Source organism: Stutzerimonas frequens (assembly GCF_024448335.1).
Classification (GTDB): domain Bacteria; phylum Pseudomonadota; class Gammaproteobacteria; order Pseudomonadales; family Pseudomonadaceae; genus Stutzerimonas; species Stutzerimonas frequens.
This window is the reverse complement of the sequence record NZ_JAMOHM010000003.1, coordinates 241,781-266,710: the sequence shown is the minus strand read 5'-3', so window position 1 is coordinate 266,710 and position 24,930 is coordinate 241,781. Positions and strand designations below refer to the sequence as shown.

General features: G+C 64.5%; 18 protein-coding genes. 11 read left to right on the top strand and 7 right to left on the bottom strand.

Features of this window, described 5'->3' with window-relative positions; all coding sequences use genetic code 11:
• Positions 1-33: 33 nt before the first annotated feature.
• On the bottom strand, positions 34-1,263 hold the full coding sequence (gene mexE / locus NAO55_RS06210) for a multidrug efflux RND transporter periplasmic adaptor subunit MexE (RefSeq protein WP_041105470.1): 1,230 nt from the start codon (positions 1,261-1,263) through the stop codon (positions 34-36).
• A gap of 359 nt (positions 1,264-1,622) precedes the next feature.
• Entirely contained in the window at positions 1,623-2,540 is a 918-nt protein-coding gene (locus NAO55_RS06205; RefSeq protein ID WP_014820192.1) for a LysR substrate-binding domain-containing protein, read from the bottom strand.
• A gap of 258 nt (positions 2,541-2,798) precedes the next feature.
• On the opposite strand from NAO55_RS06205, the gene NAO55_RS06200 reads away from it, so the two are divergent.
• The 8 genes from NAO55_RS06200 (at position 2,799) to fdhE (ending at position 12,546) form a co-directional block, all read left to right on the top strand.
• On the top strand, positions 2,799-3,815 hold the full coding sequence (locus NAO55_RS06200; protein WP_102841060.1) for a zinc-dependent alcohol dehydrogenase family protein: 1,017 nt from the start codon (positions 2,799-2,801) through the stop codon (positions 3,813-3,815).
• A gap of 106 nt (positions 3,816-3,921) precedes the next feature.
• Positions 3,922-4,779, top strand: a complete 858-nt coding sequence (locus NAO55_RS06195; RefSeq protein WP_102841061.1) for an SDR family oxidoreductase — start codon at positions 3,922-3,924, stop codon at positions 4,777-4,779.
• A 35-nt stretch (positions 4,780-4,814) separates the two neighbouring features.
• A complete protein-coding gene (gene ku, locus NAO55_RS06190) occupies positions 4,815-5,771 on the top strand; it encodes a non-homologous end joining protein Ku (protein WP_014596735.1) in 957 nt (318 codons plus the stop codon).
• A gap of 3 nt (positions 5,772-5,774) precedes the next feature.
• A complete protein-coding gene (gene ligD, locus NAO55_RS06185; protein ID WP_102841062.1) occupies positions 5,775-6,695 on the top strand; it encodes a non-homologous end-joining DNA ligase in 921 nt (306 codons plus the stop codon).
• Positions 6,696-6,863: 168 nt separating this feature from the next.
• Positions 6,864-9,929 (top strand): formate dehydrogenase-N subunit alpha, encoded by a 3,066-nt coding sequence (fdnG, locus tag NAO55_RS06180; protein WP_146030737.1) that lies wholly within the window; start codon positions 6,864-6,866, stop codon positions 9,927-9,929.
• Between the two features lie 10 nt (positions 9,930-9,939).
• A complete protein-coding gene (gene fdxH, locus NAO55_RS06175; protein WP_102841065.1) occupies positions 9,940-10,878 on the top strand; it encodes a formate dehydrogenase subunit beta in 939 nt (312 codons plus the stop codon).
• On the top strand, positions 10,875-11,579 hold the full coding sequence (locus NAO55_RS06170; RefSeq protein WP_102841066.1) for a formate dehydrogenase subunit gamma: 705 nt from the start codon (positions 10,875-10,877) through the stop codon (positions 11,577-11,579). The genes fdxH and NAO55_RS06170 overlap by 4 nt, the downstream gene beginning before the upstream one ends.
• A 19-nt stretch (positions 11,580-11,598) precedes the next feature.
• Positions 11,599-12,546, top strand: a complete 948-nt coding sequence (fdhE, locus tag NAO55_RS06165) for a formate dehydrogenase accessory protein FdhE (protein WP_063542247.1) — start codon at positions 11,599-11,601, stop codon at positions 12,544-12,546.
• Positions 12,547-12,549: 3 nt separating this feature from the next.
• Here the strand turns inward: fdhE and NAO55_RS06160 are convergent, their stop codons facing one another.
• On the bottom strand, positions 12,550-12,714 hold the full coding sequence (locus NAO55_RS06160) for a hypothetical protein (RefSeq protein ID WP_013982827.1): 165 nt from the start codon (positions 12,712-12,714) through the stop codon (positions 12,550-12,552).
• Positions 12,715-13,033: 319 nt separating this feature from the next.
• On the opposite strand from NAO55_RS06160, the gene NAO55_RS06155 reads away from it, so the two are divergent.
• The 3 genes from NAO55_RS06155 (at position 13,034) to glgB (ending at position 20,713) form a co-directional block, all read left to right on the top strand.
• A complete protein-coding gene (locus NAO55_RS06155) occupies positions 13,034-15,046 on the top strand; it encodes an alpha-1,4-glucan--maltose-1-phosphate maltosyltransferase (protein ID WP_102841067.1) in 2,013 nt (670 codons plus the stop codon).
• A 134-nt stretch (positions 15,047-15,180) separates the two neighbouring features.
• Complete coding sequence (gene treS, locus NAO55_RS06150) at positions 15,181-18,507, top strand: maltose alpha-D-glucosyltransferase (protein ID WP_102841068.1); 3,327 nt, start codon at positions 15,181-15,183, stop codon at positions 18,505-18,507.
• The gene (gene glgB / locus NAO55_RS06145) at positions 18,500-20,713 is read left to right on the top strand and encodes a 1,4-alpha-glucan branching protein GlgB (RefSeq protein ID WP_102841069.1); all 2,214 of its coding nucleotides are present in this window, start codon (positions 18,500-18,502) and stop codon (positions 20,711-20,713) included. The genes treS and glgB overlap by 8 nt, the downstream gene beginning before the upstream one ends.
• A 248-nt stretch (positions 20,714-20,961) precedes the next feature.
• On the opposite strand, the gene NAO55_RS06140 is transcribed toward glgB, so the two are convergent.
• The 4 genes from NAO55_RS06140 to NAO55_RS06125 are packed head-to-tail and all read right to left on the bottom strand — an operon-like array spanning position 20,962 to position 24,924.
• Positions 20,962-21,969, bottom strand: coding sequence for a lysylphosphatidylglycerol synthase domain-containing protein (locus NAO55_RS06140; RefSeq protein WP_102841070.1), 1,008 nt, complete (start codon positions 21,967-21,969; stop codon positions 20,962-20,964).
• Positions 21,966-23,210, bottom strand: coding sequence for a cardiolipin synthase ClsB (clsB, locus tag NAO55_RS06135; RefSeq protein WP_102841071.1), 1,245 nt, complete (start codon positions 23,208-23,210; stop codon positions 21,966-21,968). Before clsB ends, NAO55_RS06140 begins: the two co-directional genes overlap by 4 nt.
• Positions 23,207-24,010 (bottom strand): endonuclease/exonuclease/phosphatase family protein, encoded by an 804-nt coding sequence (locus NAO55_RS06130; RefSeq protein WP_102841072.1) that lies wholly within the window; start codon positions 24,008-24,010, stop codon positions 23,207-23,209. The genes clsB and NAO55_RS06130 overlap by 4 nt, the downstream gene beginning before the upstream one ends.
• Positions 24,007-24,924, bottom strand: coding sequence for a DUF72 domain-containing protein (locus NAO55_RS06125; RefSeq protein WP_102841073.1), 918 nt, complete (start codon positions 24,922-24,924; stop codon positions 24,007-24,009). Before NAO55_RS06125 ends, NAO55_RS06130 begins: the two co-directional genes overlap by 4 nt.
• Positions 24,925-24,930 lie beyond the last annotated feature (6 nt).

The window sequence follows — 24,930 nt, the reverse complement described above, 5'->3', positions numbered from 1 at the left end:
GGCGCGCCGGAGTTCAGGACTGCTGTCGGACGGTCAGCTGCTCGGGCGCTGGGCCAGGGTGCGCTCGTCGACCTGCGGCTTCATCGCCTCGCTGATCGCACGGTTCTGCTGCTTCAGCGCCGCCAGCGTCTCGGCGTCGGCCATCGGCACCGACTCGGGCTGCACCGGGCTACCCGGGCGTACGCGCTGCAGGCCGTTGACCACGATGCGCTCGCCCTTGGCCAGGCCATCGCGCACGATGCGCAGCCCCTCGAGCTTGGGCCCGAGCTCGACCGGCCGGTAGGCGACGGTGCCGTCCTCGGCGAGTACCAGGACGAACTTCTTGCCCAGGTCCGTGCCCACCGCCACGTCCTTGATCAGTACGGCCTCGTAGGTCGGGCTGCCGACCAGCTTCAGCCGTGCATACAGGCCGGGGGTGAAGCTGCGGTCGCGGTTGTCGAACACCGCGCGGCCGCGAATGGTGCCGGTACGCGGGTCGACCTGGTTGTCCATGAAGTCCATGTGGCCCAGATGCGGGTGGCCGTCCTCGTCCGAGAGGCCGAGATAGACCGGCGTCGCCTCGCCGCGGTCGCCCTGACGCGCCAACTCGCGGTACTTCAGGTACAGACGTTCGTCCGCTTCGAAGTAGGCGTAGACCTTGTCGGTGGAGACCAGCGTGGTCAGCAGGGCCTCGCCGGCGTTGACCAGGTTGCCGGCCGTGATCAGTGCGCGGCCGGCACGGCCGTCGATGGGCGCCGTCACGCGGGTGAAGGAGAGGTCCAGCTGGGCCTTGTCCAGCTGCGCCTGGATCGCCGCGACCGCGGATTTCGCTTCGCTGGCGGCGCTGACACGGGCATCGGCCAGTTCGGCGGAAATCGCGTTCTTCTGCCGCAGGCGCTCGCCGCGCTCGGCTTCGGCGGCCGTGCGCTGCTGGGTCGCGCGGGCCTGTTGCAGCTGCGCCTGCAGCCGCTTGACCTCGGCCTGGAACGGGCGTGGATCGATCTGGAACAGGAGGTCGCCTTTTTTCACCAGCGCGCCTTCCTCGAAGGCCACCTTGTCGATGAAGCCCGAGACGCGCGGGCGGATCTCCACCGACTCCGGTGCCTCCAGCCGCCCGGTGACCTCGTCCCACTCGGTTACCTGCTGCTCGATGACTTCGGCCACGCTGACCGCAGGCGGCGGTGTACCCGACTGGGTGGCCTCCGGTGCCTTGCCGCAGGCGGCGGTGATCAGCACCGTCAGGGCAATAAGGGGAAAACGCAAGGCGTTGAGCGAACGTTCCATGCTTGACTCCGCAAGTCGGATTTGTTGATGGCAGGAGTCTGCGTGGTCAAGTCGTTCAGCAGAAATCGAACGGGCCAAAGGTGAATATCATTGGCGGTGATGGTTGGGCATTCGATATCAGCGCGGGGCGAGGACGTCGTGCGAGGTGTTGGTGCCGTCGCGTCAGGTATGGACACTCGAGAGGGGATTCGTAGGGTGGGCTTTAGCCCACCAACGGGCCTTGATGTCTGGGAACGCTTAGTGGGCTGAAGCCCACCCTACGGGACTGCTAGAAGGAGCTGCTGGGGCAGGGCACTGGAATGACGAGGCGGTGTGCGTGGGGCGGCATACCCGTGGAATAGGCTGCGCCGTTTTCCGCCCTACAGACTATCCGGGTCGCCGACGAACATCTGGATACGCGAGCGCAGCCAGCGTTCGGCGGGGTCGTTGTCCTGAGCTCCGCGCCAAGCCATGGACAGCTCGAAGTCCTGGCTGGTCTGAAAGGGCAAGGGCTCGGCGCGCACGCCACCGTTGGCCGCCAGCGCGGCTGCGGCGTAATCCGGGACGGTGGCGATGATATCGGTGCCGGCGAGCAGGCTGGCCAGACCGTTGAACTGCGGCACCGCCAGCACCACCTTGCGCTTGCAGCCGTGCAGGGCGAGTTCCTCGTCGATATAGCCGTTGAGATCGCCGGCAAAGGAGACCATGGCATGGGGGCGGCTGCAGTAGTCCTCCATGCTCAGCCGGCCGGGAATGCTGTCGGCGCGCAGCAGCATCGGTTTGGGCCGGCGCAGTACCTTGCGCTTGGCGTTGGCCGGCAGCTCCTCGGTGTAGCAGACGCCTACCGAGATCTCGCCGGATGCCAGCAGGCCGGGCATCAATAGATAGTTGGCGCGCCGCACCACCAGCACCACGTCCGGTGCCTCGGCGCGCAGGCGACGCAGCAGCGGCGGTAGCAGGGCGAACTCGACCTCATCGGTCAGGCCGATGCGAAACACCTGGGTGCTGGTGGCCGGGTCGAAGGTGGACGCGCGGCTCACGGCAGTGGAGATCGAGTCCAGTGCCGGCGACAACAGCTGGGCGATCTCCAGCGCGCGGGCGGTGGGTTCCATGCTGCGGCCAGTGCGCACGAATAGCGGGTCGTCGAACAGGGTGCGCAAGCGGGCCAGTGCGGCGCTGATCGCCGGCTGGCCGAGAAAGAGCTTCTCGGCGGCACGGGTCACGCTGCGCTCATGCATCAGCGTTTCGAAGACGATCAGCAGATTGAGGTCAACACGGCGAAGGTCGTTGCGATTCATGCCTGGTTCACGTCGAGCCTGATGGCCGGACCACGGTCCGGTTCGTGGGTCGGTGCATTCTAGACAGCTTGCACCGGCGAGCGCATGCCCGATCCCGCTTTCGAAATGCACAAACCTGCAATGCGCCGCGCGAGGATACATACGCAAACCCATCATTGCCGTGCATGGCAACTATCGATGGGAATCCGCGTCGCTCGCTGGAGTTGTGACGATACTGACGATAGAGTCCGTTTGCACAGTAGTAAGTGAGGGGTCGCAATGTCCCGCATCATCCGTTTTCATCAGTTCGGCCCGGCCAACGTGTTGCGTCAGGAAGAGCGCGCGGTGCCGGTTGCCGGCCCAGGCGAGGTCCTGATCGGCGTGCGCGCCGTCGGCGTGAGCTGGAACGACGTGCTCTGGCGGCAGGACCTGGCGCCGCGCCATGCGCGTCTGCCCGCCGGGCTCGGCAGCGAGGTGGCGGGCGAGGTGCTGGCGGTGGGCGAGGGCGTCCAGGGCTTCAGCGTCGGCGACCAGGTGGCGGGTTTCCCCGCCCACGATCTCAATCAGTACCCGCTGTATGCCGAACACGCGCTGCTGCCGCAGCAGGCCCTGGTGCATTACCCGGACATGCTCAGCGCCAGCGAGGCGGCGATCCACTACACGCCGATGCTGGTGAGCTATTTCGCCTTGGTCGAACTGGCTCAGCTGGAGCCCGGTCAGTACGTGCTGATCAACCAGGCCGCGCATTGCACCGGCCCGGCTGCCGTGCAGCTGGCCAAGGCGCTGGGCGGACGGGTGATCGCCACCTGTGACACCAGCGAAGACCGTGACTACCTGCGTGAACTGGGTGCCGAGACGGTGATCGTCACCGAGGAAGAAGACCTGGTCGGTCGCCTGCAGAAGCTGACCGAAGGGCGCGGTGTCGAGGTGGTGCTGGATGCCTGCGGCGGCTCGCAGATGAAGCTGCTCGGCGATGTCATGGCGCCGCTGGGCAAGCTGATCCTCTATGGCATGAACGGCGGCAACGAGACCGCGCTACCGGTCTGCGCGGCCTTCAAAAAGAACTTCAAGTTCTTCCTGCATTGCCTGTGCGACTTCACCGGGCAGCCGGAGCTGGGCATCGAGCAGAACCGCGAGGCCGTGGAGCGTGCGCTGCAGCATATCAACCAGCTCACCGTGGACCGGCTGATCTGGCCACAGCTCGACCGCCAGTTCCCCTTCGAGCAGGCAGTCGAGGCCCACCAGTACGTCGAAAGCGGCGTACCCCGTGGTCGTGTCGTGCTGACGCTGAACTGACCATCCGAGGGCCCTGTACAGGGCCCTCTCATCGCCCCGCAGAAACTTTTCTCGCAGCGTTCCAGTCCTCCGAAGACAGGCTCACTACCTTGACGGAGGATTTTTCATGGCGGACGACAATCAGACCCTACCCCCACAGCAGCAGGCGGAACCCGGCAAGGAAGGGCTGATGAACCCGCGCCCGGAATATCGCGGCGAGGACTACAAGGCCGCTGGCAAGCTCGCCGGCAAGGTCGCCGTCATCACCGGCGGCGACAGCGGTATCGGTCGCTCGGTGGCGGTGCTGTTCGCTCGCGAAGGCGCCGACGTGGCGATCCTCTACCTCGACCAGCATCAGGACGCCGAGCAGACACGCAAGGACGTCGAGCAACACGGCCGGCGCTGCCTGACCTTCGCCGGCGACGTGGCCGACCGCGATGTATGCCGCAAGGTCGTGGACGAGACGCTGGGGCAGTTCGGCAAGCTGGACATCCTGGTCAACAATGCTGCCGAGCAGCATCCCCGTGATCGTTTCGAGGACATCCCGCCGGAGCAGTGGGAGCAGACCTTCCGTACCAACGTGTTCGGCATGTTCCAGCTGACCCAGGTGGCGTTGCCGCACCTGCAGCAAGGCGCCTCGATCATCAACACCAGCTCGGTGACCGCCTACAAGGGCAACCCGATGCTGATCGACTATTCCTCCACCAAGGGCGCCATCGTCGCCTTCACCCGTGCCCTGGCCATGAGCCTGGCCGAGCGCGGCATCCGGGTGAACTCGGTGGCGCCGGGACCGATCTGGACGCCCCTGATTCCCTCCACCTTCGATGCCGACAAGGTCGCCGAGTTCGGCTCCAACGTGCCGATGAAACGGCCCGGCCAGCCTGAAGAGGTGGCGCCGGCCTACGTCTATCTGGCCAGCAGCGATGCGTCCTATGTCAGTGGGCAGGTGATTCACGTCAACGGCGGCACCGTGGTCAACGGCTGACCGCAGGCCGGCACCTACGCGAAGGAGTACAGGGTATGCCACGCACAATCTGGAAAGGCGCGGTCAGTTTCGGACTGGTACACATCCCGGTGGCGCTGGTGCCGGCCACTACGCGGCAGGGCATCGATTTCGACTGGCTGGACAAGCGCAGCATGGATCGGGTCGGTTACAAGCGCATCAACAAGACCACTGGCGAGGACATCGACAGCGAGAACATCGTCAAGGGCGTCGAGTACGAGAAGGGCCACTACGTGGTCATCAGCGACGACGAGATCAAGGCGGCGCATCCCAAGGCCACGCAGACCGTGGACATCGTCGCCTTCGTCGATGCCAAGGACATCTCCTTTCTCTACATCGACACGCCGTACTACCTGACCCCGGACCGGCGTGGGGAAAAGGTCTATGCGCTCTTGCGTGAGACGCTGATCCAGACCGGCAAGGTCGGCATCGCCAACGTGGTGCTGCGCAACAAGCAGCATCTGGCGGTGGTGATGCCGCTGGGCAAGGCGCTGGTGATGAACACCCTGCGCTGGGCCGACGAGGTGCGCGGCGTCGAGTACCTCGAACTGAAGGACGAAGCGCTCGATCCGGACCTGGCCGAGCGCGAACTGGACATGGCCAAGCGTCTGGTGGAAGACATGACCGAGAAGTGGAAGCCGGAGCAGTACAAGGACACCTTCCAGGACCAGATCATGGACCTGGTGGAGAAGAAGGCACGCGAAGGCAAGCTGGAAGCCGTGGGCGGGCCGGAAGAGGCGGTGGATCGCCGCTCGGCGGATGTCATCGACCTCACCGAGCTGCTCAAGCGCAGCCTGGCTGCCAAGCCGGGCAAGGCGCGCGCCGCCGAGGCGGACGAAGAGGACGACGCGCCGGAAAAGGCGCCAGCCAAATCCAAGCCTGCGAGCAAGGCCAAGACCAGCAAGTCGTCCAGCTCGTCACGCACACGCAAGGCACCGGCGGCGAGCAGCAAATCCAGCAAGAAGGCCAGCTGAGGCATGGCCGCGCGAAAGGACAGCGCTCGCCCACTGGTAGGCGGTGTCGGCATCAGCAGCCATCAGCGGGTGATCGACGAGACAAGCGGCACCACCAAGCTGGCCCTGGCAGAGTACTACCTGGCGGTGGCCGACTGGCTGGTGCCACACCTCGCCGGGCGACCGCTTTCCATCGTCCGCGCGCCGGAAGGTATAGGCGGTGAGAGTTTCTTCCAGCGTCATTGCGGCCGGTTGAAGATGCCGCACATGCGTGCGCTGCCGAAAAACCTCGATCCCGAGCACGCCCGGTTGATCCAAGCCGACAACATCACCGCCGTCATCGAGGCGGTGCAGATGGGCAGCGTCGAATTCCATACCTGGAACGCCCGCAGCGATCGCATCGAGCGACCGGACCGGGTGATCTTCGATCTGGATCCGGACCCGGCACTGCCCTGGGCGAGCATGGTCGAGGCTACCGAGCTGACCCTGGCGCTGCTGGACGAGCTGGGGCTGCGCGCCTTCCTCAAGACCAGCGGCGGGCGCGGGATGCATGTGGTGGTGCCGATCGAGCGGCGCCACGACTGGGATTGCGCGCGCAGCTTCGCGCGCTCGGTGACGGAGAGGCTGGCGCGGGAGTCGCCGCAGCTGATCGTCGACAAGATGGGCCCGCAGAATCGTGTTGGGCGCATCTTTGTCGACTACCTGCGCAACCAGAAGGGCGCCAGTACCGTCGCCGCCTACTCGGTGCGGGCGCGGCCCGGCCTTGGCGTGTCGCTGCCGGTGAGCCTGGAAGAAGTGCGCCACCTGGAGGGCGCCGATCAGTGGCGGCTAGGCAACGTCCGCGACTACCTGAGTACGCGCAGCGACGACCCCTGGTCCGACTACGGCAACACCCGCCAGCGGTTGGGACGGGAGCTGCTCGAGCGGTTGCGCGAGGGCCGCTAAGCGGCCCTTTATGCATCCTCGCAGTCACGCTTCCGACGGGACGCAGCGCATTCCGACCACCTTGCATCCCCGGCGGTAGAGCCGCCCGTCATCCCGTCTGAACCTCTGCCAGCCGTACCCAGTCGACCCTCTAGCAGTTGAGCCGAGCATTCATGACAGGAGATACCGATGACGGCACGAGTATCCCGGCGGCAGTTTCTCAAGTTCGGCGCAGCCGGATTGGGCGCTTCCAGCATGGCGATGATGGGGTTCGCCCCGCAGGAGGCGCTGGCCTCGGTGCGGCATTTCAAGCTCACCGGTGCCAAGGTCACCCGCAACATATGCACGTACTGCTCGGTCGGCTGCGGCATGTTGCTGTATGCACGTGGTGACGGAGCGATCAACAGCCATGACCACATCTTCCATGTCGAGGGCGATCCGGATCATCCGGTCAGCCGCGGTTCGCTCTGCCCGCGGGGCGCCGGTGTGCTCGACTTCATCAGAAGCGATTCGCGGGTGCGCTACCCGTTGGTACGCGAGCCGGGCACCGATGAGTGGAAGCGCATCAGCTGGGATGAGGCGCTCGACCGCATCGCCCGCCTGATGAAGGACGACCGCGACCGCAACTTCGAGAGCCAGGACGAGGAGGGGCGGCAGGTCAACCGCTGGATGACCACTTCGATGGTGGCGGCCTCGGCCTGCACCAACGAGACGGCGTACCTGACGCAGAAGATCACTCGGGCGCTGGGTATTCTCAAACTCGACAACCAGGCGCGCGTCTGACACGGACCGACGGTGGCAGGTCTTGCCCCTTCATTCGGTCGCGGTGCCATGACCAACAGCTGGGTCGACATCCGCAATGCCAATATTGTCCTGTCCATGGGCGGGAATTCGGCCGAGGCGCATCCGGTGGGCTTCCGCTGGGTCATGCAGGCCAAGGAGCGCAGCGACGCGATCCTGATCTCCATCGACCCGCGCTACAACCGCACCACCGCGGTGGCGGACTATCACGCCTGGATTCGTACCGGGACAGATATCGTCTTCCTTGGCGGGCTGATCAGCTACCTGATCGAGAATGACCGCTACGCCCACGAATACGTGCTGCATTACACCGATGCGGCACACCTGGTGCGCGAAGGCTTCGAGTTCAACGACGGGCTGTTCACCGGCTACGACGAGGAGCGCCACCAGTACGACAAGGCCACCTGGAACTTCGACCTCGACGAGCAGGGCTTCGTCCGCCGCGACGAGACACTGCAGCACCCGCGCTGCGTGTTCCAGCTGATGCGCCAGCACTACAGCCGCTACACGGTGGAGATGGTCGAGCGCGTCTGCGGCATGCCGCAGGCCAAGGTCCTGCAGCTCTGGGACCTGCTCGCACAGAGCGCGGCGCCGGACAAGACCATGACCATCCTCTATGCCCTGGGCTGGACGCAGCACTCCATTGGCGCGCAGATGATCCGCACCGGCGCCATGGTCCAGCTGCTGCTGGGCAACATGGGCATGCCCGGCGGCGGGGTCAATGCGTTGCGCGGGCATTCCAACATCCAGGGGCTGACCGATATCGGCCTGCTGTCCAATCTGCTGCCGGGCTACATGACGCTACCGGCGGCTGGCGCCCAGCGCTACGAGGACTACATCCGCGAGAAGATCCGCAAGCCGTTGCTGCCCAATCAGGTGTCGTACTGGAAGCACTACGAGCGCTTCTTCGTCAGCATGATGAAGGCGTTCTATGGCGAGGCGGCAACTGCCGATAACGACTGGTGCTACGACTGGCTGCCCAAGCTGTCCGAGCCGCTGTACGACGTGCTCTACGCGGTCAACGACATGACCAAGGGCAAGATGACCGGCGCTTTCTGTCAGGGATTCAATATCCTCGCGGCGTTCCCGAACAAGGCCAAGGTGCTGGAAGGGCTGTCGAAGCTGCAATGGCTGGTCGTCATGGACCCGCTGGCCACCGAAACCGGCGAATTCTGGAAGAACCATGGCGAGTTCAACGACGTCGATCCGAGCCAGATCCAGACCGCGGTGTTCCGCCTGCCGACCACCACCTTCGCCGAGGACGACGGCTCGATCACCAACAGCTCGCGCTGGCTGCAGTGGCACCACCAGGCGGCACCGCCGCCCGGTGAGGCGAAGACCGACACGGCGATTCTCGCCGGATTGTTCCATCGCCTGCAGAAACTCTACCAGCAGGAGGGCGGCGCCTTCCCCGAGCCGATCCTCAACCTGACCTGGGACTACAGCGACCCGGCGCATCCCGCCGCGTCGGAGCTGGCCAAGGAATACAACGGCCGCGCGCTGGCGGACATCGATGACCAGGGGCGGATCATCCGTCGCAAGGGCGAGCTGCTCAACGACTTCGGCGAGCTGCGCGCGGACGGTTCGACGTCCTGCGGCTGCTGGATCTACTCGGGCGCCTGGACCGAGCAGGGCAACATGATGGACCGGCGCGACAACTCGGACCCGTACGACATCGGCGTCACCCTCGGCTGGGCCTGGGCCTGGCCGCTGAATCGGCGGATTCTCTACAACCGCGCGTCGGCCCGCCCGGACGGCACGCCTTGGGACCCGAACCGTGCGCTGGTGTGGTGGAACGGTGAACGCTGGGTCGGTGCCGATGTGCCGGACTACCCGGTGGCCGCGCCGCCGGAAGACGACGTCAAGCCGTTCATCCTCACCGAGAGCGGCACCGGGCACTTCTTCGCCAGCGAGTGGCTGGGCGAGGGGCCGTTCCCCGAACACTACGAGCCGCTGGAATCGCCGATTCCGAACAACCCGCTGCATCCGGACAACCCGCTGGCCTATCACAACCCGGTTGCCCGCATCTTTGCGGAAGATCGCGACACCTTCGGCACGTTCGAGGAGTTTCCGTATGCGGCGACCACCTACCGCCTCACCGAACACTTCCACTACTGGACGACCCACGTGCTGCTCAATGCCATCGTCCAGCCGGAAAAGTTCGTCGAGATCGGCGAGGTGCTGGCTGGCGAGCTGGGCATCGCTGCGGGGGAAAAGGTGCGCGTGCGCTCCAAGCGCGGGCATATCGATGCCGTGGCGGTGGTGACCAAGCGCCTGCGGCCGCTTCAGGTGGACGGGCGCACCGTGCATCAGGTCGGTATCCCGATCCACTGGGGCTTCACCGGCGTGGCCAGGAAGGCTCACCTGACCAATACGCTGACGCCCTTCGTCGGCGACGGCAACACCCAGACCCCGGAATTCAAGTCGTTCCTGGTGAACGTCGAGAAGCTATAGGAGACGCCTGATGCGAGGTGACCAGATCAACCTGCAGAACATCATCGCGCGTTCGGCGACCACCGAGCCTTCGCCGCAGATCCGCTCCGGCGGCGTGGAGAAGGTGACCAAGCTCATCGACGTGTCGGTGTGCATCGGCTGCAAGGCCTGCCAGGTGGCGTGCATGGAGTGGAACGACCTGCGCGACGAGGTCGGCGAATGCGACGGTACCTATAACGCGCCGCAGGACCTGACCCCGTCATCGTTCGAAGTCATGCGCTTTTCCGAGTACGAAAACGAGGAAGGCGGCCTGGAGTGGCTGATTCGCAAGGACAACTGCATGCATTGCGCCGAGCCGGGCTGCCTGAAGGCCTGCCCGTCGCCCGGCGCCATCGTGCAGTACGCCAACGGCATCGTCGACTTCAACTCCGAGCACTGCATCGGCTGCGGCTACTGCGTGGCAGGCTGCCCGTTCGACATTCCGCGCATCTCGAAGAAGGACAACAAGGCCTACAAGTGCACGCTCTGTTCCGACCGCGTCTATCACGGCCTGGAGCCTGCTTGCGTGAAAAGCTGTCCGACCGGCGCGATCCAGTTCGGCACCAAGGACCAGATGCTCGACTACGGCGCGCACCGGGTCGGCAAACTCAACGAACGTGGCTACGAGAACGCCGGCATCTACGACCCGGCGGGTGTCGGCGGCACCCACGTGATCTATGTGCTGCAGCACGCCGACAAGCCGGAGATCTACAGTGGCCTGCCGAGGGATCCGCATATCAGCCCGACGGTGGAGCTGTGGAAGGGCGTGACCAAGCCGATCATGTCCGCGGTGCTGGGCGTGTCCGTACTCGCCGGCTTCTTCCATTACATGACCAAGGGGCCGAAGGAAGAACCGGAGGACGACCCCGAGGCGGAAAAAGCCTCGGCGGACCGTGAACAGAATCTGCGTGACGAGGAGCGGCGGCCATGAGTCATCCCAACGTACGCAAAGGCATCCTGCGCTATGGCCCCTGGGCGCGGGCCAACCACTGGATCGTCGCGATCTGCTTCGTGCTGCTCACGCTGAGCGGACTGGCGCTGTTCTACCCGGCGTTCTTCGGCCTCACCGCACTGTTCGGCGGGCCGGAGCCGACGCGCATCGTGCACCCGTACATCGGTGTGTTCATGACGCTGTTCTTCCTGATCCAGGCGGTGCGCTTCTTTCGCGCCAATCTGTTCCGCCGCTACGACGTGCAATGGGCGCGGCAGATCGGCGACGTGCTGTCCAACCGGGACGAGCGGCTGCCGCCGGTGGGCCAGAACAACGCCGGGCAAAAGCTGGTGTATTGGGTTTTTCTGGCCACGGTGCCGGTCCTGCTGGTGACAGGTGTGGTGCTGTGGCGACCCTGGGTGGCCAGCGAGATGCCGATCTGGGCGCTGCGCTGGGCGGCGCTGATCCACGCGGTAACGGCGTTCGTCGCCATCCTCACGCTGATCATCCACATCTACTCGGCCATCTGGGTCAAGGGCTCGATTCGCGCGATGACCCGGGGATGGGTCAGCCCGGCCTGGGCCAGGCATCACCACAAGCTCTGGTATGACGAGGTCATGGCCGGCGACAAGCGTGGCGAAGAGACGGCCTTGCCCCATCGCGAGCCCGGCGATGCCGCGGCTTCGAGAAACCAAACATGACTGAACAAGGAAATCGAACATGAAAGGAAAACGCGGAGCGGCGGGTCATGAGTTCGGCTATGCGCCGACCACCATCATGGAGCCTCCAGAGGTGGTACTACCGGACGTCCAGCTGTTCAGCCGCCGCGCGCTGCGCCTGCGCGAGCTGATGGTCATGGTGCCGGCGCTGGACGAGTTTCTCGACTTCATGGCACGCCTGGCACAGGCCCAGCATCAGGTCCTGAGTGGGCGCGAACCGTCCTGGCGTCCGGCGCCGGATGCCTTCGATCAAGCCTTGGAGCATCGCATGCCGCCGCTGGGCTTTCGTGCGTTGCGCCGCGATCTGGACTGGCAGGGTGATTTGCGCGCGATCCTCGATGCGCTGGCGCTGCATGTCGGTGAGCGGCAGAGACCGCTGCTGCAGGCCCTGCGTGACGCGAATGCCGATGCACTGCAGGCAATCGCCGAGGATGTACTGGAACAGCGCGCCGGCAGCGCCGAGACCCGCGGGCTGATGCCGCTGGTGGCCGCAGCGTTGCAGGTGGCCTGGGTGCGCCTGGCGGCGGCCTTGCCACGTCCGCCAGCGCAACCGCTGGCCGAGGCGCGGGCCTTGTGCCCTTGCTGTGGCTCGCCGCCCGTAGCGAGCGTGGTGCACAACGAACCGTATCGCAGCGGCGTGCGCTTCCTGCACTGCGCGCTGTGTGCAACGGAATGGCACCTGGAGCGGGTCAAGTGCAGCAACTGCGAGACGGGTGGGCAGCTGCTCTATCTGGGGCTGGACGATGAGCAGGGCGAGCCGTTCCTGCCGGTGCAGGCGGAAGCCTGCGGCGCCTGCGAAAGCTACCTGAAGATCGTGCTGCGGCAACTGCAGGGCCGCGCTGACCCGGTCGCCGACGATCTTGCCAGCCTGCCGCTGGACCTGATGCTGGCCGACAAGGGCGTCTATGCCAGAAGCGGCTACAACCCCCTGCTGGTCTTTGGCGAGTAGCGCTCAGGCCGGCTGCGCGCTATCGGCATCCACCACCGTCTGGTTGCCATAGGGGGAGCCGGGTTTGTGCTCGTCCAGCTCGTCGGCGCAGGGTACCTGCGGCACGTCGCCCGGCTGGTCGTGCACGATCGGGTCGGGCTGTGGCACATCGGGGCGTGCATGCGTCATGGTCGTCCTCCTCCTTTTCTGGGGTTTGCGGCAGTGCTGAACGTTCTTCATTGATGGGCGCCACAGGGCAGCGGTTCCGGCCAGACGTCGGCTCTCCAGCGCCCGGCGACAGCCGGCTGCAATCGCTCCTGCGGGCCGGCCGACCGGCCGCCGGACGGGCTGCCTGGCGGCCGGAAAACGCTGAACTTTCCCCAGCCCCTTGGCTCGGAAGATAGAGCCGACAAAAACCGCCATCCGCGGGTCGGCACCCGAACCGCACGATGACGCATCCAGAGGCGGCTCGGGCAATCCGAACCCTTGCGCCTCAGGAGCCCGTTCGATGAGCGATGCACAGCCCAACGCGACGATTCACCCTCGACTCGAACAAGCCTTGCAGATGCCGCGCATCGCCATCGAATCCACCTTGCCGGTGGTGGATGACGGTCGCTTCGCCGCCAAGGCGATCATCGGCCAGCCGGTGATGGTGACCAGCCGGATCTTCGCCGATGGGCACGACCAGCTGGCCGCCGCCGTCTGTTGGCGCGAGAAAGGCGAGAGCAACTGGCGCCGCGCGCGATTGAAGTTGCTCGGCAACGACAACTGGCAAGGCCAGTTCACCCCGACCCAGGTGGCCGAACACGAGTTCGTCATCGAGGCCTGGTGGGACGTGTTCGAAAGCTATCGCTACGAGCTGTCGAAGAAGCACACCGCCGGCGTGCCGGTTCAGCTGGAGCTGGAAGAGGGCCGGCTGCTGCTGGAGAAGGCCGTAGCGCGCGCCCAGGGCGAGAACCGCGCGATCCTCGACGACCTGCTGCACCGGCTGGGCTCGGCGCACCTGGAAGACGAACGCGTGTCGCTGTTGCTGGCGGCGGAAACCGCTGCAGCCATGGCCGCGGCCGACCCGCGCGAGCACTGCAGTCGCAGCCCGGTCTATCCGCTGGATGTCGAACGTCCGCTGGCGCAGTTCGCCAGCTGGTACGAGCTGTTCCCGCGCTCGGAGACCGATGACCCCAATCGACACGGCACCTTCCGCGACGTGCACAAGCGTCTGCCAGCGATCCGCGACATGGGCTTCGACGTGCTGTACTTCCCGCCGATCCACCCCATCGGGCGCCAGCATCGCAAGGGTCCGAACAACAGCCTGCAAGCCGGCCCGAACGACCCGGGCAGCCCCTATGCCATCGGCAGCGAAGAGGGTGGTCACGACGCCATCCACCCGCAGCTGGGCACGCTGGACGATTTCCGCGAACTGGTGGCCGCGGCCCGCGAGCACGGCCTGGAGATCGCTCTGGACTTCGCCATCCAGTGCTCCCAGGACCACCCCTGGCTCAAGGAGCATCCGGGCTGGTTCTCCTGGCGCCCGGACGGCACCATCAAGTACGCCGAGAACCCACCGAAGAAATACCAGGACATCGTCAACGTCGACTTCTACGCCGAGGACGCCATGCCCGACCTCTGGATCGCGCTACGTGACGTGGTCTGGCACTGGGTGGAGCAGGGCGTGAAGATCTTCCGCGTCGACAACCCACACACCAAGCCGTTGCCGTTCTGGGAGTGGCTGATCGCCGATATACGCGAGCGCGACCGCGACGTGATGTTCCTCTCCGAGGCCTTCACCCGCCCGGGCATGATGGCGCGCCTCGGCAAGGTCGGCTTCAGCCAGAGCTATACCTATTTCACCTGGCGCAATACCAAGGCGGAGCTTTCCGAGTACTTCAGCGAGCTGAACGAGCCGCCGCTGCGCGACTGCTACCGGCCGAACTTCTTCGTCAATACACCGGACATCAACCCGTTCTTCCTGCAGGACTCCGGTCGTGCCGGTTTTCTGATCCGCGCGGCACTGGCAACCATGGGCTCGGGGCTGTGGGGCATGTACTCGGGCTTCGAGCTGTGCGAGTCGGCGGCGATTCCGGGGAAGGAGGAGTACCTGGATTCGGAGAAGTATCAGATCCGGCCACGCAACTATCAGGCGCCGGGCAACATCGTGGCCGAGATCGCCCAGCTCAACCGCATCCGCCGGCAGAACCCGGCGCTGCAGACGCACCTGGGTTTCAAGCCCTACCTGGCGTGGAACGACAACATCCTCTACTTCGGCAAGCGCTCGGCGGACCTGTCCAACTTCATCTTGGTAGCCATCAGCCTCGACCCGCACAACGCGCAGGAAGCGCATTTCGAACTGCCGTTGTGGGAGCTCGGCCTGCCGGATGACGCCCACACCCAGGGCGAGGACCTGATGAACGGGCATCGCTGGACCTGGTACGGCAAGACCCAGTGGATGCGTATCGAACCGTGGCATCTGCCATTCGGAATCTGGCGCCTGACTGCCCAGCGGCCGGACCCCGACCTCAAGTAGTTTCCCGGATGTGGCTGGAATCTGTACAAAATCAGCATGTTGCATTGATTTGTTGATGTCGGTTCCAGCTGCAGTTTCGTCGTTGCCCGGGCTGCGAACGACCGCGGCCCTTCATTGCGACAGGAATGAACAACATGGCAAAACCGCGCAAACCGGCCGCATTCATCAAGGATCCGCTCTGGTACAAGGACGCGGTGGTGTACCAGGTGCACCTGAAATCCTTCTACGATTCCAACAATGACGGCGTTGGTGACTTCGTCGGGCTGATCGAGAAGCTGGATTACATCGCCGACCTGGGCGTGAACACCATCTGGCTGCTGCCGTTCTATCCCTCGCCGCGGCGCGACGATGGCTACGACATCGCCGACTACCGCGGCGTGCATCCCGAGTACGGCAACATGGCCGATGCACGGCGCTTCATTGCCGAAGCGCACAAGCGCGGGCTGCGGGTGATCACCGAGCTGGTCATCAACCACACCTCGGACCAGCACCCCTGGTTTCAGCGGGCGCGCAAGGCGAAGAAGGGCTCGGCGGCGCGCAATTTCTATGTCTGGTCCGACACCGACGACAAATACCAGGGCACGCGGATCATCTTTCTCGACACCGAGAAGTCCAACTGGACCTGGGACCCGGTGGCCAAGCAGTACTTCTGGCACCGCTTCTATTCCCACCAGCCGGATCTGAACTTCGACAACCCGCAGGTGATGAAGGCGGTACTGGCCGTCATGCGCTTCTGGCTGGACATGGGCATCGACGGTCTGCGCCTGGACGCGATTCCCTACCTGGTCGAGCGTGACGGCACCAACAACGAAAACCTGCCCGAGACCCACGCGGTGCTCAAGGCCATCCGCGCCGAGATCGACGCCAATTATCCCGATCGCATGTTGCTGGCCGAGGCCAACCAGTGGCCGGAGGATACTCAGCTGTACTTCGGCGGCGAAGACGGCGGCCCCGGCGACGAATGCCACATGGCGTTCCACTTCCCGCTGATGCCGCGCATGTACATGGCCATCGCCCAGGAAGACCGCTTTCCGATCACCGACATCCTGCGGCAGACGCCGGACATTCCGGACAACTGTCAGTGGGCGATCTTCCTGCGCAACCACGATGAGCTGACCCTGGAGATGGTCACCGACCGCGAGCGTGACTACCTCTGGAACTACTACGCCTCGGACAAGCGGGCACGCATCAACCTCGGCATCCGTCGGCGTCTGGCACCGCTGCTGGAACGCGATCGTCGCCGCATCGAACTGCTCAACAGCCTGCTGCTCTCCATGCCCGGTACGCCGGTGATCTACTACGGCGACGAGATCGGCATGGGCGACAACATCTTCCTCGGCGATCGCGATGGGGTGCGCACCCCCATGCAGTGGTCGGTGGACCGCAACGGCGGTTTCTCCCGCGCCGACCCGCCGAATCTGGTGCTGCCGCCGGTGATGGACCCGCTCTACGGCTACTACACCATCAACGTGGAGGCGCAGCAGCGCGACCCGCATTCGCTGCTGAACTGGACACGGCGGATGCTCACCATTCGCAAGCAGTTCAAGGCCTTCGGCCGCGGCACGCTGAAGATGCTGGCGCCGAGCAACCGGCGCATCCTGGCCTATCTGCGCGAATTCACCGGGCCGAATGGCGAAACCGAGATCATCTTCTGCGTCGCCAACGTTTCGCGTTCGGCCCAGGCGGCGGAGCTGGAAATGTCGCAATACGCCGGCATGGTGCCGGTGGAGATGGTCGGCGGCAGTGCCTTCCCGCCCATCGGCCAACTGCCGTACCTGCTGACCCTGCCGCCTTATGGCTTCTACTGGTTCCAGTTGGCGCCCACCAATCAGATGCCGAGCTGGCACCAGGAACCGGTGGACACCATGCCGGACTTCCGGACCCTGGTGCTCAAGCGCCTGGACACGCTCACCAGCGGCAACCGGCGCATTCTGGAGACCGAGTCGTTACCCGCCTACTTGCCCAAGCGTCGCTGGTTCGCTGCAAAGGACGTGGCGATCGAGGCGATTCGCATCAACTACTGCGTGCCGTTCGGCGATCCCAACCGGCCGGTGCTTTTGAGCGAACTCTGTGTCGAATCGGCCGGGCGCAGCGATCTCTATCAGTTGCCGCTGGGCTTCCTCGACGAGGCGGACTTTGGCACCGCACTGCCGCAACAGCTGGCGCTGGCCCGCGTGCGCCGTGGGCCGCAGGTCGGACTCATGACCGATGCCTTCGCGCTGGAACAGTTCAGCGCAGCGGTCATCCAGGGGCTGCGCGACGAGCTGGTGCTGCCCTGCAACGATGGCGAGATCCGCTTCGTACCGATGCCGCAGCTGGACGAGCTGCAGTTGCCGGAGCACCCGGAGGTACGCTTCATCTCCGCCGAACAATCCAACAGCTCAGCGATCATCGACAACAAGGTGATGATCAAGCTGCTGCGTCGCGTCGCTGCGGGGATTCACCCTGAACTGGAAATGGGCGGGTTTCTCACCGCGCGCGGTTTCGCACATATTTCCGGCATGCTCGGGCATGTCAGCCGGATCAACAAGCAGGGCGAGCCGGTGGCGCTGATGGTGATCCAGCACTTCCTCGACAGCCAGGGTGACGCCTGGGTCTGGACGCTGAACAACCTCGACCGCGCCGTACGCGACGAAATCGCCGGCGGTGTATCGATGCACGAGAACCAGTTCAGTGCCCTCGACGAGTTGCAGGCCTTCAACCGGCTGCTCGGGCAGCGTCTGGGCGAGATGCACATGGCCCTGGCAGCCAACACCGACGATGCCGCATTTGCCTACGAAATCACCAGCCCGGCGAACGTCGAGCAGTGGGCGCAGAGCATCAGCGCCCAGCTCGAGCAGGCACTGCAGCGGATCGACGAACACCGTTCCACTCTCGAGCGCAGGGATGCCGCCGCGGTGGGGCAGCTGCTCCAGCGCCGCGACCAGCTGCTCGCACAAGTGAAACGTCTGGCGGCTAGATCGGTGGGGGGCGTGCGCACCCGCGTGCATGGCGACCTGCACCTCGGGCAGGTTCTGGTGGTGCAGGGCGATGCGTATTTCATCGACTTCGAGGGCGAGCCGGCCCGTTCGCTGGACGAACGGCGAGCGAAACACAGCCCGTTCAAGGATGTCTCAGGCTTGCTGCGCTCGTTCGAATACGCCGCGGCCATGACCATTCGTGGTGCACAGGTCAGCGACAGCACGCCGGAGGCCGATCAGGCTCGCCAGCGCATTGCCGCGAGCTACCAGCGCAGCGCACAACAAGCCTTCCTCGATGCGTACCGCGATGCCACCCGGGAGCTGCCACATGCCTGGCAGAAGCAGGATGGCGCGAATGCTGCACTGCTGCTGTTCAGCCTGGAGAAATGCGCGTACGAGATCGTTTACGAAGCGGAGAACCGCCCGGCCTGGTTGCCCGTCCCGCTACAGGGACTGCTGGCCCTGGCACAACAGCTTTTCGATGGAGGTTCCAATGATTGATCGCCCGGTTCTGACCACGCCAGGGGAGACCCTGATGCCCAGCGATACCGATGTGGACGCCCTGGTACGAGCCGAACATGGCAATCCCTTCGCCGTGCTCGGACCGCACCCGGACGGCGATGGAATGGTGGTGCGGGCCTACCTGCCCAACGCGCTCGGTGTGGAGCTGCTCGACCGGGAACAGCAGTTGCTGGCGGTGATGGAGCAAGGGCAGGTACCGGGTTTCTTCTTCACTCGACTGGCCCATCGGCAGCCCTACCTGCTGAAGATTCGCTGGGCGGGCGGGGAACAGATCACCGAAGATCCCTACAGTTTCGGCCCGCAGCTCGGTGAGCTGGACATGCACCTGTTCTCCGAAGGCAACCATCGGCAGATCGGCCGGGTGTTCGGCTCCCAGGTGATCGAGGTGGACGGCATACAGGGCGTGCGTTTCGCCGTATGGGCGCCCAACGCCCGGCGCGTCTCGGTGGTCGGCAGCTTCAACGGCTGGGACGGTCGCCGCCACCCCATGCGGCTGCGCTTTCCATCCGGCGTGTGGGAGCTGTTCATTCCGCGCTTGCAGCCTGGCGACACCTACAAGTACGAGATTCTCGGCCCCAACGGCATCGTGCCGCTGAAGGCCGACCCGGTTGCCCTGGCCACCGAGCTTCCGCCGGGCACCGCCTCGGTCATCGCGCGGCCGCTGGATTACCAGTGGAAGGACCAGGCCTGGATCCAGCAGCGCGCCTCGCGCCAGTCACTCAACGCGCCGATGAGCATCTATGAGCTGCATGCGGGCTCCTGGCGACGTGAGGGTGGCGATAACGGCCGGCTGTACAACTGGCATGAGCTGGCCGAGCGACTGATCCCCTACGTGGTGGACATGGGCTTCACCCATATCGAGCTGATGCCGATCATGGAGCACCCGTTCGGCGGCTCCTGGGGCTACCAGCTGCTTTCGCAGTTCGCTCCCAGCGCGCGCTACGGTAACGCCCACGACTTCGCCGAGTTCGTCGACGCCTGCCATAACGCCGGTATCGGCGTGATTCTCGACTGGGTGCCGGCGCATTTCCCCACCGACGCTCATGGCCTGGGCGAGTTCGATGGCACTGCGCTGTACGAGTACGCCCACCCGTTCGAGGGCTTCCACCAGGACTGGGATACCTACATCTACAACCTCGGCCGCACCGAGGTGCACGGCTTCATGCTGGCCTCGGCGTTGCATTGGCTGCGCGAGTTCCACGTCGATGCGCTGCGCGTGGATGCGGTGGCCTCGATGCTCTACCGGGATTATTCGCGCAAGGACGGCGAATGGATTCCCAACCGCCATGGCGGGCGCGAGAACCTGGAGGCGATCGATTTCCTTCGTCACCTGAACGATGTGGTGGCCACCGAGACCCCCGGCGCGCTGGTGATCGCCGAGGAGTCCACCGCCTTTCCCGGCGTCAGCAAGCCGACCAGTGAAGGTGGGCTGGGCTTTTCCTACAAGTGGAACATGGGCTGGATGCACGACACGCTCAAGTACATCCAGGAAGATCCGATCCACCGCCAGTATCACCACGACAAGCTGACCTTCGGCATGGTCTACGCCTATTCCGAGCATTTCGTGCTGCCGATCTCCCATGACGAGGTGGTGCACGGCAAGGGCTCGCTGATCGACAAGATGCCGGGCGACCGCTGGCAGAAGTTCGCCAACCTACGCGCCTACCTGTCGTTCATGTGGACGCATCCAGGCAAGAAACTGCTGTTCATGGGCAGCGAGTTCGGCCAGTGGCGTGAATGGAATCATGACCGCGAGCTGGATTGGCACCTGCTCGAAGAAGCCGATCACCGCGGCGTGCAGAACCTCGTGCGCGATCTGAATCGGCTGTACAGCCAGGAGCCGGCGCTGCATGAACTGGACAGTGACCCCCGCGGTTTCCAGTGGCTGATCGGCGACGATCGGGCGAACAGCGTGTTCGCCTGGCTGCGCAAGAGTTCGACCGGTCATCCGCTGCTGGTGATCGGCAACTTCACCCCGGTGGTGCGCGAGGGCTATCGCATCGGTGTGCCGGTGGATGCCAGGTGGCTGGAGGTGTTCAACAGCGACGCCGAATGCTACGGCGGCTCCAACACCGGCAACGGCGGCGGCATGCTGGCCGAGCCGGTGGAGAGTCACGGCGAGAAGGTTTCGCTGTCGCTGACCCTGCCGCCACTGGGCGTGCTGGTAATGCGACCGCAGGTCTGAAGGCTATAGCGATGACAAGCGCCGTTCGGGGCAACCTGAGCGGCGTTTTTTTTACTGGAGGGCGGCAGGGAAGCGGGGCATCTGGTCACTGCGCTTTGTGGGTTTGCTTGAGTCGCTGAATGTCGCGGTCAAAACCACTCCAGCGAGTGCCGTGATCAACCCTGTCGTGGAGCGGGCTGCCGACTGGTCTGATGGCGAGGCTGCAGCGTCGCCCCTTGTGGGGGCGGGAGCTGCAGCCGACCCAGGTCTCAGCTCGTCTCCTGGGTAGCCGCCGGCTGCTCTGCGCCCTGGTTGCCTTTGCGCAGCTTCTTCGCCCGAGCCTCGAGCACCACGTAAACAAGGGTGGCGAACAGCAGGGGGATCAGGAAGTAGATCACCCGATAGCCGATCAGCCCGGCGACGATGGCTCCCTTGCTCATCTCGTCGGCGAGCATGGCCACGAACACGGCCTCGATCACGCCGAGCCCCGCGGGAATGTGGGTTACCACGCCGGCGATGCTGCTGATCATCAGAATGCCCAGCACCTCGGGATAGGCCGCCTGCCGGAACAGCATGAAGTACACCACCAACGCCATCAGTGACCAGTTCGCCGCGCCGAGGACCAACTGAATCAGTGCCAGGCGCAGTGACGGCAGGTGGATCTCGTGACCGCGAATGGTCCACGAACGCCGTTTGGAAAAGCCACAGAGCCCAAGGTAGACGACGCACGCCAGCAACAATCCGGCGCCTAGCACGCGCAGCGCGGTGAAGCCGATTTCCCAGTTGGCTGGCGGCGTGATCCAGCCCATGACGAAGATCAACCCGGCCAGCCACATGTAGCCCAGCCAGTTGGTGAGCAGGCTCAGGGTGAACACCCTGGTGATCTGCGATGGGCGCAGGCCGAGGCGCGAATAGAGACGAAAGCGCAGGGCGATGCCACCGACCCAGGCGCTGAGGTTGAGGTTGAAGGCATAACAGACAAAGGTGACCGGCAGGATCTGCCGCAACGGCAGGTCATGGCGCGCGTAACGCTTGCCGAGCACGTCGAAGAAGCAATAGACGACGTAGCTGCCTAGCGCAGCCGCGCCTGCCATCCACAGCGTTTCGGCGCGGTAGTTGCGCAGGGTGCTGTAGACCTCCTGCCAGTCGAGGTTGCGGGCCAGCCCGATCAACAGCCCTGCGACCAGGATGAAGAAGACGTACGTGAGAATCCTTTTGATCAATGGCCAGCGCCGACGCCAGCCGCCTTTCGCCTCGCCGTGGGTCGTGTGGCTCATCGTTGTTCTCGCTGTATGGGGGCGGGCACGCTATCGAGTGGAGGCGCATCTGCATCGAGCAGCTCCAGACGTGGCTTGTGTTTGGGGAACAGGTCCACCAGACCGGGGAAATGCCGCAGGAAATGGAAGATCAGAAATGCCAGCGGCGCGCGCCACCAGAAGCCACGGATGATCCGTTCCAGCGGGATGCGTCGGCAGTCGGTCTGCAGCAGGTGATCGAGCCGCTCGTGCAGGTGCCGGTTGAACACGTGGTCGCGGATGATCAGGTTGGCTTCCAGATTCAGCGACAGGCTCAGCGGGTCGAGATTGCTCGAACCCACCGTCGACCATTCATAGTCGGCCAGCGCCACCTTGCCATGCAGCGGGCGCCGGCAGTATTCGTGAATCTCCACGCCGTCACGCATCAGGTAGTTGTAGAGCATGCGCGCGCCGAACTTGGCGATCGGCATGTCCGGTTCGCCCTGGAGGATCAGCCGCACCCGCACGCCACGCCGCGCGGCATTGCGGATCTCCCGTAATACGCGATAACCGGGGAAGAAATAGGCGTTTGCAATCAATAACCTGGAGCGAGCATCTCGAATCGCTTGCAGGTAATGCTGTTCGATGTCATTGCGATGCTGGTCATTGTCGCGGGTGACGAACAGTGCTCGAGCTTCGCCGCGACTGACGCCGCCATAGCCGGGCGTCTGCTGCCGCACGCGGCGTCGCCACCAGCGATGCTGCGGCGGTTTGTTCGGCGCGATCTGGCTGAGGGCGAAATGATGGATATCTCGCACCACCGGGCCTTCGACCTGCAGCGCGTAGTCCTGCTTGGCGGCCGGACCGAAGTCAGCCAGGTGATCGGCCGAGAAGTTGATCCCGCCGATGAAGGCGACTTCGCCATCGACCACCACGATCTTGCGGTGCATGCGGCGGAACACGTTCAGTCGGCGGCCAAGCAAACGCTTGCCCGGATCGAACATGTGAATGCGCACGCCAACCCGCGTCATCGCGCTGACGAACTCGCCGTGCAGATCGGCCGAGCCGTAACCGTCGACTGTCACGTCGACGCTGGCGCCGTTGTTCGCCGCGGCGATCAGCGCCTGCTGCAACTCGGCACCGACCTTGTCCTGAAACAGGATGAAGGTTTCCAGCAGGACCTCTTTCTTGGCCTGTGCGATGACTTCGAACACGCGGGGAAAGAACTCTTCGCCATTTTCCAGCAACTGAAGGCGATTACCGTCTCTCCAGTGGTAACTCATAGGTGTATCTCCACCGTCAGGGGCAGATGATCGGACAAGTGCGTCCAGGGTTTGTTACCGAGTATTCGCGGTTTGTGACTGCTGGCATTGCGCACATAGATGCGATCCAGGCGCAGCATCGGCCAGCGCGCCGGGAATGTCTTGGCGACCTTGCCCTGGGAAACGGCGAAGACCTCGTGCAGCCCGGCGCAGCGATCGAGCGTGCGCGTGGCCTTCAATCGCCAGTCATTGAAGTCACCAGCGACCACCACTGGCGCACCCTCGGGCAGCGAGTCGAGCAGGTTGCAGAGTAATTCCAGCTGCTGCTGGCGATGCGATTCGCGCAGGCCCAGATGCACGCAGATCGCATGGAACTCCTCGTGCCCCGGCACCTGCAGCACGCTGTGTAGCAGGCCACGCCGCTCGGGGCCGGCTATGGAGATATCGAGATTCTCGTAACGGATAATCGGAAACTTCGACAGCAGGGCATTGCCGTGGTCGCCGTCCGGATAGACCGCGTTGCGCCCGTAGGCAAAATCGGTCCAGATGCTGTCGGCAAGAAATTCGTACTGCGGGGTCTGCGGCCAGTTATGAAAGCGCAAGGCGTGCTTTTCGTGCGTACCCAGCACTTCCTGCAAGAACACGACGTCGGCCGAGACGCTGCGGACCGCTTCGCGCAGCTCCGGCAAGATGAATCGCCGATTGAAGGCGGTGAAGCCCTTGTGGGTGTTCACCGTGAGAATGCGGACGGCATTGACCGCCGTAGCCATGTGCGCGTCGAGGTCGGCGCTTGCGATCGGGTGGTCTTTATCCAAAGTCAATCGATAGCTCCTTCCAGTTTTCCGGGGCTGACCTGCAGATGCTCATCCAGGCCGAGCCGATGCAGCAGTTGGCGTGCGTCGTACGGCGCACGGACCTTTACGTCGTTGTCGAAGTAGCAGTACACCTGGCGCGAGGCTCGCCGTCGCGGCTTCTTCGAGCTGATCAGCCGTGCGTCGTCGGGCTGGCTGCCGGCGTTCCAGGATTCGATCCGGCGGCGCCATTCATCCAGCGCGGCGTCGGTGTAGCCACTGGTGTAGAGCTCCTCGGCACCATGCAGGCGGATGTAGACGAAGTCGCTGGTGAGGTCTTCGTGATGCGGCCATTTGCCGGCGGTATCAGCCACTACCAGCGCTACCTGGTACTTGCGCAGAAGCTCGACGAATGCCGGATCGACGAAGCTGGCGTTGCGGATCTCCACGGCGTGGCGCATGCGCCGCTTGCGGTCTACGGACAGGTAGCTGCGGCCCTCCATGCGTGCCTCGCAGTCTCTGGCAATCGCCAGCGCCGCTTCGGTGTCGTGGGGCAGCTGGCGCAGAAAGGCTTCGAACAACGCGGGATCGAACTTGAACGACGGTGGGAACTGCCAGAGGATCGGCCCCAACTTTTCCTTGAGCCGAAAGATGCCCGAGGCGAAGAAGTTGGCCAGCGCCCCGTCGACCTCGCGCAGCCTGCGCACATGGGTGATGTAGCGCGGTCCCTTGACGCTGAAGACGAAGCCCTTGGGCGTGTCGGCGTACCAGTCGGCATAGCGTTCGGGCGTCTGCAGCGAATAGAACGAGCCGTTGATCTCGATGCTGCTGACTGCCCGGGAGGCAAAACGCAGCTCCTTTTTCTGCGTCAGCCCCTTGGGATAGAAATCGCCTCGCCACGGCGCATAACGCCAGCCCGAGATGCCGATATGGATGCCAGCCATGGGCGA

What these genes read in the sequence shown, in the direction of transcription:
- ku (WP_014596735.1), top strand. Translation starts at nt 4,815, where the DNA reads ATGCCACGCACAATCTGGAAAGGCGCGGTCAGTTTCGGACTGGTACAC.
- NAO55_RS06160 (WP_013982827.1), bottom strand. Translation starts at nt 12,714, where the DNA reads ATGACGCATGCACGCCCCGATGTGCCACAGCCCGACCCGATCGTGCAC.
- treS (WP_102841068.1), top strand. Translation starts at nt 15,181, where the DNA reads ATGGCAAAACCGCGCAAACCGGCCGCATTCATCAAGGATCCGCTCTGG.
- clsB (WP_102841071.1), bottom strand. Translation starts at nt 23,210, where the DNA reads ATGAGTTACCACTGGAGAGACGGTAATCGCCTTCAGTTGCTGGAAAAT.
- NAO55_RS06155 (WP_102841067.1), top strand. Translation starts at nt 13,034, where the DNA reads ATGAGCGATGCACAGCCCAACGCGACGATTCACCCTCGACTCGAACAA.
- fdxH (WP_102841065.1), top strand. Translation starts at nt 9,940, where the DNA reads ATGCGAGGTGACCAGATCAACCTGCAGAACATCATCGCGCGTTCGGCG.
- NAO55_RS06205 (WP_014820192.1), bottom strand. Translation starts at nt 2,540, where the DNA reads ATGAATCGCAACGACCTTCGCCGTGTTGACCTCAATCTGCTGATCGTC.
- NAO55_RS06125 (WP_102841073.1), bottom strand. Translation starts at nt 24,924, where the DNA reads ATGGCTGGCATCCATATCGGCATCTCGGGCTGGCGTTATGCGCCGTGG.
- glgB (WP_102841069.1), top strand. Translation starts at nt 18,500, where the DNA reads ATGATTGATCGCCCGGTTCTGACCACGCCAGGGGAGACCCTGATGCCC.
- ligD (WP_102841062.1), top strand. Translation starts at nt 5,775, where the DNA reads ATGGCCGCGCGAAAGGACAGCGCTCGCCCACTGGTAGGCGGTGTCGGC.
- mexE (WP_041105470.1), bottom strand. Translation starts at nt 1,263, where the DNA reads ATGGAACGTTCGCTCAACGCCTTGCGTTTTCCCCTTATTGCCCTGACG.
- NAO55_RS06200 (WP_102841060.1), top strand. Translation starts at nt 2,799, where the DNA reads ATGTCCCGCATCATCCGTTTTCATCAGTTCGGCCCGGCCAACGTGTTG.
- fdhE (WP_063542247.1), top strand. Translation starts at nt 11,599, where the DNA reads ATGAAAGGAAAACGCGGAGCGGCGGGTCATGAGTTCGGCTATGCGCCG.
- NAO55_RS06195 (WP_102841061.1), top strand. Translation starts at nt 3,922, where the DNA reads ATGGCGGACGACAATCAGACCCTACCCCCACAGCAGCAGGCGGAACCC.
- NAO55_RS06170 (WP_102841066.1), top strand. Translation starts at nt 10,875, where the DNA reads ATGAGTCATCCCAACGTACGCAAAGGCATCCTGCGCTATGGCCCCTGG.
- NAO55_RS06140 (WP_102841070.1), bottom strand. Translation starts at nt 21,969, where the DNA reads ATGAGCCACACGACCCACGGCGAGGCGAAAGGCGGCTGGCGTCGGCGC.